The following is a 7,809-nucleotide window of genomic DNA, read 5'->3' as shown; positions in this document are numbered from 1 at the left end:
GTGCCGGATGATCGCGAACCCGAAGGTCGCGTTTGAACCACAAAAGGACAGGAGCGCTCATGGGGCGAAAGATAACGCGCAGCCCGCGACTGGAAAGCCTGCTTGCAGCGCTATCTTGAACTTCCTAACGTCGGCCCGACCCAATGACCGGAGAGTGCGATGCGAGATGCCGCCCCCACGACAGTTTATCTCAAGGATTACAAACCGTTCGGCTATATCGTCGAACAGGTCGAACTGAGCTTTGAGCTGCACCCGACAGCCACCCGCGTCAAAAGCCGCATCCGGTTCGCGCCCAATCCCGACGCGCAGGACCGCAGCTTTTTTCTGCATGGCGAAAAACTGAAGCTGATCCGGGCGCAGATCGACGGGCAGACCATAACGCCCCGGATCACCGAAGACGGGCTGACCTGTGAGGTCCCGGACGCGCCGTTCCTGTTCGAAGCAGAGGTCGAGATCAACCCGCAGGCCAACACCGCGCTAGAGGGGCTTTACATGTCGAACGGCATGTATTGCACGCAATGCGAGGCAGAAGGTTTTCGCAAGATCACCTATTATCCCGACCGCCCGGATGTGATGTCGGTCTTCACCGTTCATATCGCGGCCCCCCAAGGCGATACGCCGATCCTGCTGTCCAATGGCAACCGGAGGAACATCACGCCAACCTCTGCCACATGGCATGATCCCTGGCCCAAGCCCGCCTATCTCTTTGCGCTGGTCGCAGGTGACCTGATCGCCCATGAAGACAGCTTTACCACCGCTTCGGGCAAGCCTGTGAAACTGGCCATCTGGGTGCGGGCAGGCGATGAAAACAAATGCGCCTTTGCAATGGAAGCGCTCAAGCAATCCATGCGCTGGGACGAAGAAGTCTATGGGCGCGAGTATGACCTGGATGAGTTCAACATCGTCGCGGTGGATGATTTCAACATGGGCGCGATGGAGAACAAGGGTCTGAACATCTTCAACTCCTCGGCGGTTCTGGCCAGTCCGGAAACCGCGACCGATCTGAATTTCGAGAGGATCGAGGCCATTGTCGCCCACGAGTATTTCCACAACTGGACAGGCAACCGGATCACCTGCCGTGACTGGTTCCAGCTGTGCCTCAAGGAAGGGCTGACAGTGTTCCGCGATGCACAGTTCACAGCCGATATCCGCAGCGCCCCTGTCAAGCGCATCAATGATGTGATCGATCTGCGCGGCCGTCAGTTCCCCGAGGATCAGGGGCCACTGGCGCATCCGGTGCGACCTGAAAGCTTTCAGGAAATCAACAACTTCTACACCGCGACGATCTATGAGAAAGGGGCCGAAGTCATCGGCATGCTCAAGCGAATTGTAGGCGATGCAGCCTATGCCGAGGCACTTGACCTCTATTTTGCGCGCCATGACGGACAGGCCTGCACGATCGAAGACTGGCTCAGGGTCTTTGAGGATGTCACCGGCCGTGATCTCAGCCAGTTCAAACGGTGGTATGCCCAAGCCGGAACCCCGCGCCTGAGCGTGAGCGAGGATTGGCAGGACGGCACATATACGCTGACCTTCACCCAGACACTGCCCCCAAGCGCGACCACACCTGACCCGCAACCTCTGGTCATCCCGATCAATGTCGGCCTTCTGAGCCCGAACGGGGATGAGGTCGTGCCCACGCAGATGTTGGAGATGACGCAGGCCAGGCAAAGCTTCTCGTTTGACGGGCTGGCAAGCAAACCCACACCGTCGATCCTGCGCGATTTTTCTGCGCCTGTCGTGCTGGAACGCGAAAGCGACAGTGCCGAACGCGCCTTCCTGCTGGCCCATGACACTGACCCGTTCAACCGCTGGGAAGCAGGCCGCGCGCTGGCCCGCGCCACGCTCAGCGACATGGCCACCGACGCCGCAGCGCCAGACGGTGCATATCTTGACGGCATTCTGGCGGTGTTGCGCGACGATACGCTTGATCCGGCGTATCGCGCCCTCATGCTGGGGATGCCGGGGCAATCCGATCTTGCCGGTTCGATCGCTCAGGCCGGGATGACGCCCGATCCGATGAAGATCTGGCAGGCCTCCGAAACCCTCAAACAGGCGTTGGCGCAGCATTGTCAGGACCTGCTGCCACGGCTTTATGCCGAAGCCCATGTGGACGCCCCCTATCGCCCGGACGCCGAGCAATCAGGCAAACGTGCGCTTGCCGGTGCCGCTCTGTCCCTTCTCAGCCGCATTGACGGCGGTGCGCAGGCCAAAGAGCAATATGCCCGCGCCGACAACATGACATTGCAGCTTTCGGCGTTGGGGTGCCTTTTGGCGGCAGGCACAGGGTCCGAGGCTTTGGAGGCGTTTTACACGCAATGGCAGTCCGACCGCCTGGTGATCGACAAATGGTTCATGCTTCAGATCGTGCATGCCGATCCCGACAAAGCGGCAGATGTCACCCGAAGCCTGACGCAGCATGCCGATTTCAACTGGAAAAATCCCAACCGTTTCCGGTCGACACTGGGTGCATTCGCCATGAACCACGCAGGGTTTCATTCGGCCGATGGCTCGGGATATGCATTGATGGCCGACTGGTTGATCCGGCTTGATCCGGTGAATCCGCAAACCACGGCGCGCATGTGTGCGGCCTTTCAGACCTGGAAACGCTATGACGCAGATCGTCAGGGCCTGATGCGGGACGCGATGGAGCGCATCATGGCGCGCGAGGGTCTCTCGCGCGATACCGGCGAGATGATCGGACGGATCCTGTCTGCATGACGGCTTGTGCGCACAAGGCTGCGTCCTGATGGCCGAGGCGTTCTTGCATGAGGCCAGCGGGCGCAACCGGCGCACCATGGTGGTGCTGATCTGCGTCTATGCTGCGCTGATCGGGCTCTATGTCGTTTTGGATGCGGCATGGTGGATTCTTCTGCTTGTCGCGCTGACCACCCTGCCTGCGCTCTGGGATCTCTACACAGACCGCAACTCGGGCGTCCGCTTGGCAGACGGACAGCTGGAATGGTGGAGCGGGCGCGGCAAAGCCCGGATGGATCTCAGCGAGATCGACCATATGCGCTTTGACACAAGGCTGGATTTTTCGGTGCGCGTCAGCGCCGTCACACCGTCCAAAAAGCGCATCCGCCTGCCCTATGATGCATTGCCAGAGCACAAGATTTTCGAAGCAGCCTGTCAGGCCCATGGGTTGAAAACCGAGCGACACCATTTTTCTTTGCTGTGAGACCGGTCTGAAAATCAGCTTGGATTTGCCTGCCTAGGATCACGCGGCTGCCATCGTTTCGTCCAAAACCATGCGTAATCTGCAAGCTGAACAGAGATAATCAGCAGACAGGCACACCATGCGGACATTGGCACAGATCGCGCAGATTGCGCGGCGGACAAAGTTTTGGTCAAAACCCGCGCAGGGCACCGCGGATTACGGCCCCGAAGGACACGGCTCGTTTACCCGAAGCCTGTCGTTGCCTGACGCGGAACAGCTTGTTCATATTCCCATCTGCTCCACGACTCCTGACGACGAGGAATGCGCGCGTCTTCGCATGCTGGGCCAGTTTCTGGCCCGTCAGGACCGATGGAGCGATCTGGCCGCGAAAATCCGCATGGCGGAACAGGGTCGATCAAAAACGCCCGGAGGCATGCCGGTCACCGATCTTCTGGTTTTCGGCGCACGCCATGATGTCGTTGCCGCTGCCACGCACGCGATCGAGGACGGCGTCCCGTCCGGTGCGCCCGCCCTTCTGTCGGGTATCGGCGGGCTGGAGGCCGTGCTGAGCGAACATAACACCGACGCTGCCATCGCTCTGATCGTGGCCTCGGCCCATATTGATATCGGTTGGGCATGGCGCGGGTCCGAGGCTGAACGGGACGTGGCCAAACACCGGCGCGCCGCATTTGCCGCGCATTTTGACCGGGCCAGCACGATCCTGGACAAATTCAACGGCGTTGAGCTGAACAGCCCCGCTCTGGCTGCGGCGCGCTGTGCGCTTTTGCCGGGGCTGCGCGATCCGCATGTGCGCATCGCCGATGATTACGAAGACCTGATTGATCTCGATCCCCATAACGAACGCCACATGCGCGCCATGGGCAATCACCTGCTGCCACGCTGGTTCGGCAGTTATGAGCAGCTTGAGCTCGAGGCGCGCCGGACCGCATCGCGCACGCAGGATATCTGGGGCGATGCCGGCTATAGCTGGGTGATGTTCGACGCGCTGGCCAACGATGCCGGAGCCTGTGACATCGTGGATGTGTCCTTCTTCATCGATGGCCTGCGCGATATCCTGCGTCGTCGACCCGGTCAGGTCTCGGCAAATCTTCTGGCGGCCTATTGCGCCCTGTCGATCATGCGCCACGGGCCGGAACTTCCCGCTGCCCAGGAGATTTCGGCCTGTGCTGATTGGATCATCCGCGATTACATGACCGAACTGCATCCGCTGATCTGGGCACATGCCGCCGAAGGGTTTGACAATGCGGTGCCGGTTACATCGCTCAGCCGATTTGCCGCGCATGGTCAGGCCCGCGCGCTTGGGGTTCTGCGCGATCTGTTCGAGGATGAAATCGCGCAAGGCCTGCAGATTGTGTTTACGCCGGACGGCCTGCAGATCAACGCTTGACCCTCTTGCCCAGCCCCATGGGCTGGCCTAGAACGCAGATCAAAGCTGCGCGAGAGAGGCCGACCTGATGCTGGATCTGACTTATGAGACACCCAAGGTAAAAACCATTGCCGGAGCCAAGCACGATTGGGAGCTTGTGATCGGGATGGAAGTGCATGCGCAGGTCTCCTCCAAGGCCAAGCTGTTCTCGGGGGCGTCAACGCAATTCGGGGCCGAACCGAACTCGAACGTGGCCTTTGTGGATGCGGCCATGCCGGGCATGTTGCCGGTCATCAACGAATTCTGCGTGGAACAAGCGGTGCGCACCGGGCTGGGCCTCAAGGCCGAGATAAACCTTGTAAGTGCCTTTGATCGCAAGAATTATTTCTATCCTGACCTGCCGCAGGGCTATCAGATTTCCCAGCTTTACCACCCCATCGTGGGCGAAGGCGAAGTGCTGGTCGAGATGGGAGAAGGGATCGCGCGCAAGGTGCGGATCGAGCGAATTCACCTGGAACAGGATGCGGGAAAATCCATCCACGACATGGATCCCAACATGTCCTTCGTGGATCTCAACCGCACAGGCGTGGCGCTGATGGAGATCGTCAGCCGTCCCGATATCCGCGGTCCCGAAGAGGCCGCGGCCTATCTGACCAAGCTGCGCCAGATCCTGCTCTATCTGGGAACCTGCGACGGAAACATGCAGAACGGCAGCATGCGTGCGGATGTGAACGTGTCGATCTGCCTGCCCGGCCAATATGAGAAGTATCAGGAAACACAGGATTTTTCCCATCTGGGCACGCGCTGTGAGATCAAGAACATGAACTCAATGCGGTTCATCCAGCAAGCCATCGAGGTCGAGGCCAAACGCCAGATCGCCATTGTCGAAGCCGGCGGTGCGGTCGAACAGGAGACGCGGCTTTACGATCCGGACAAGGGCGAGACGCGGTCGATGCGGTCGAAGGAGGAGGCGCATGATTACCGGTATTTTCCGGATCCGGATTTGTTGCCGCTGGAGATCGAGCAGGGGTGGGTGGACGATATCCGGGCGTCGTTGCCCGAACTGCCGGATGAGAAAAAATCGCGCTTTATCAAGGACTTCTCGCTTACGGATTACGACGCTTCGGTGCTGACGGCGGAGGTTTCGGCGGCGGCTTACTTTGAGGCGGTCGCGGCGGGGCGGGATGGCAAGATGGCGGCCAACTGGGTCATCAACGAGCTGTTCGGACGGCTCAAGAAAGAAGACCACGCGATCGAGGACAGCCCGGTGACCCCGGCACAGCTGGGCGGGATCGTGGACCTGATCACCTCGGGGGATATCAGCGGAAAAATCGCCAAGGACCTGTTCGAAATCGTCTATACAGAAGGCGGAGAACCCTCTGAAATCGTTGAACAAAGAGGCATGAAACAGGTCACGGACACAGGTGCGATCGAAGCGGCCGTGGACCAGGTGATCGCGGACAATCCCGCCCAGGTCGAGAAGGCCAGGGCCAATCCCAAACTGGCGGGATGGTTCGTCGGACAGGTGATGAAAGCCACCGGAGGCAAGGCGAATCCGGCGGCCGTCAACCAGCTGGTGAGCGCAAAACTGGGCCTCTGACCACCGCTGTATGATTTGCGTACACATCCTGTACACATCCCGTACATACGCGCGCAGCCCGCGCGGGGGCTGTACATAGGCGCGCCCAGCGCGGGGCTGGCATGGCCCTGCCCCGTGGCCCGACTCCGGCTGGAGACAGGGGTCTGTGGGATGGGGACAGTTTCAGGGCGCTGAGTTTGGACCGGGGGGCGCTTTCGTCAGCTGGTGGGTTTTGGGTGACTATCGGCCCATAAGAGACATCCGACCCACTGTCTCGATGCTGCGGTGCGGCCGGTCAGACCAGCCGTTCGCTGCAGGTGCAAAATCGAGCCGGCCGCGAATGGGAAGTGTGCGGACAAAAGGACATTTCGCTAAAAATGTCCCAATGACCGTTTTGATTTGATGCCTCAAACCTGACACTACTTGAACCATTCCCTCGTTCACTATAGCGATTGCACAAGCGCCAAGGGCAAGCTGTCGGTCTATTGGCCGGCCTTGATGATGTGTCTACGGACTGCGTCCGCTTGTTTACACTGGTTGCCTTTGGCGCGGTTTCCTTTGATCAACATCCTCAAATGTAAATCCGTTATTGCCATGGCCTAACTATTCTTTGGCGGGGTCGTCCACCGCCTGTTCTTGCCTGTGAAAATCCTCGCCGCGGCCCTATTGTAAGGATGGGGTATCTCATACGGCCGATTTATGCCATCAGGACCGTCCTTTTTGGGTGACGGTTCCGCCGAATTTCTCAAGGCTTCCAGATTTCTTTCCTCGGCCGCCTCTCGTACCTTCGCTGCCCAATTTGGACGACCCATTTTCTCCAAAAGGCTCGCGAGCTGTAGATCTGCGCAGTCAACATCATACCAGAACGACAAATATCCGCGGATCGTATCTCGGTGGCGTTCCATCTTTCCTGGGTATTTCTCGACCATCCTCACCAGAGCCGCCGTCTTTTTCCGAAAAGCACGGGTAGGACGAATGCGAGAACCTCCGATATCTAAACCCGTAACCAGCTTTGTTTGGCGAGGGCCGAGGTGCCGCGTTTTTCCCGAATGAATCTCCATGTCGAACGCGCCAAGCCCCATTAGTACAACGTTCTCCATGCTGCGGAGGGAAGCAGCATCCTTGGATGAAATGCTTATGTCATCAGCATAACGAGTATAGACCGCATTGACTTGATCAGCAGCCTCTTGGCAAAGTTCGTCGAACCCGAACATAACAAGGTTGGCGATGTGCGGGCTGGTTGGAGCGCCCTGCGGCAGCTGCCCATCACTCGTAACAAGGCCAACTATTTCCTTGCAGAAGGCTTGCGAAAAGTGCGGGAAGCGTAATCTAAGCATTTCTTCGACATGTGCCGATTTGACGGAATGGAAAAACGACCGAATGTCCGTTGCGAAAAGATGTGAGGCGCCATGATGACGGCGGGCGTTTAAAGCGATTGATCGCCCGCGAACGAATGCCATAGCAGCATCATGAGGCATCACATGACTGATAAGTTTGTCAAGAAGCGCCCGCTGTATCAATTTGAGGTGGGGACAAGGTGCATCAATGACCCGCGCTTTCTTTAATACACCTCCCGTAATCAGTTCAACCGACATTCCCCAAGTGGCCTGCCGTCCGATGTCAAAGTTGCCTGAATCTGCCCTCTGAACAAGCTTTTTCCACCCCGAGCGGCGTGTGTGGTCG

At 58.8% G+C, this 7,809-nt stretch carries 5 protein-coding genes; 4 read left to right on the top strand and 1 reads right to left on the bottom strand.

Annotated features, from left to right (window positions below; translation table 11 throughout):
• The first annotated feature begins 159 nt into the window (after positions 1-159).
• From pepN to gatB, 4 genes are all read left to right on the top strand, one after another.
• On the top strand, positions 160-2,721 hold the full coding sequence (gene pepN / locus WAO69_RS08700; RefSeq protein WP_422178088.1) for an aminopeptidase N: 2,562 nt from the start codon (positions 160-162) through the stop codon (positions 2,719-2,721).
• A 28-nt stretch (positions 2,722-2,749) separates the two neighbouring features.
• Positions 2,750-3,181, top strand: coding sequence for a hypothetical protein (locus WAO69_RS08695; RefSeq protein ID WP_422178086.1), 432 nt, complete (start codon positions 2,750-2,752; stop codon positions 3,179-3,181).
• 118 nt (positions 3,182-3,299) lie between these two features.
• Positions 3,300-4,568: a hypothetical protein gene (locus WAO69_RS08690; RefSeq protein WP_422178084.1), complete on the top strand. Its 1,269-nt coding sequence runs from the start codon at positions 3,300-3,302 to the stop codon at positions 4,566-4,568.
• Positions 4,569-4,635: 67 nt separating this feature from the next.
• A complete protein-coding gene (gatB, locus tag WAO69_RS08685; protein WP_422178082.1) occupies positions 4,636-6,147 on the top strand; it encodes an Asp-tRNA(Asn)/Glu-tRNA(Gln) amidotransferase subunit GatB in 1,512 nt (503 codons plus the stop codon).
• Between the two features lie 578 nt (positions 6,148-6,725).
• On the opposite strand, the gene WAO69_RS08680 is transcribed toward gatB, so the two are convergent.
• On the bottom strand, positions 6,726-7,809 hold a 1,084-nt coding region (locus tag WAO69_RS08680), incomplete at its 5' end, for a reverse transcriptase domain-containing protein (protein ID WP_422178080.1).

This window comes from Aestuariivita sp., from assembly GCF_049276915.1.
Classification (GTDB): Bacteria; Pseudomonadota; Alphaproteobacteria; order Rhodobacterales; family Rhodobacteraceae; genus Aestuariivita.
This window is presented reverse-complemented; position numbering and strand designations above follow the sequence as displayed.

Excerpts from the sequence above, each read along its gene's own strand:
- gatB (WP_422178082.1), top strand. The coding sequence starts at position 4,636 with ATGCTGGATCTGACTTATGAGACACCCAAGGTAAAAACCATTGCCGGA.
- pepN (WP_422178088.1), top strand. The coding sequence starts at position 160 with ATGCGAGATGCCGCCCCCACGACAGTTTATCTCAAGGATTACAAACCG.
- WAO69_RS08690 (WP_422178084.1), top strand. The coding sequence starts at position 3,300 with ATGCGGACATTGGCACAGATCGCGCAGATTGCGCGGCGGACAAAGTTT.
- WAO69_RS08695 (WP_422178086.1), top strand. The coding sequence starts at position 2,750 with ATGGCCGAGGCGTTCTTGCATGAGGCCAGCGGGCGCAACCGGCGCACC.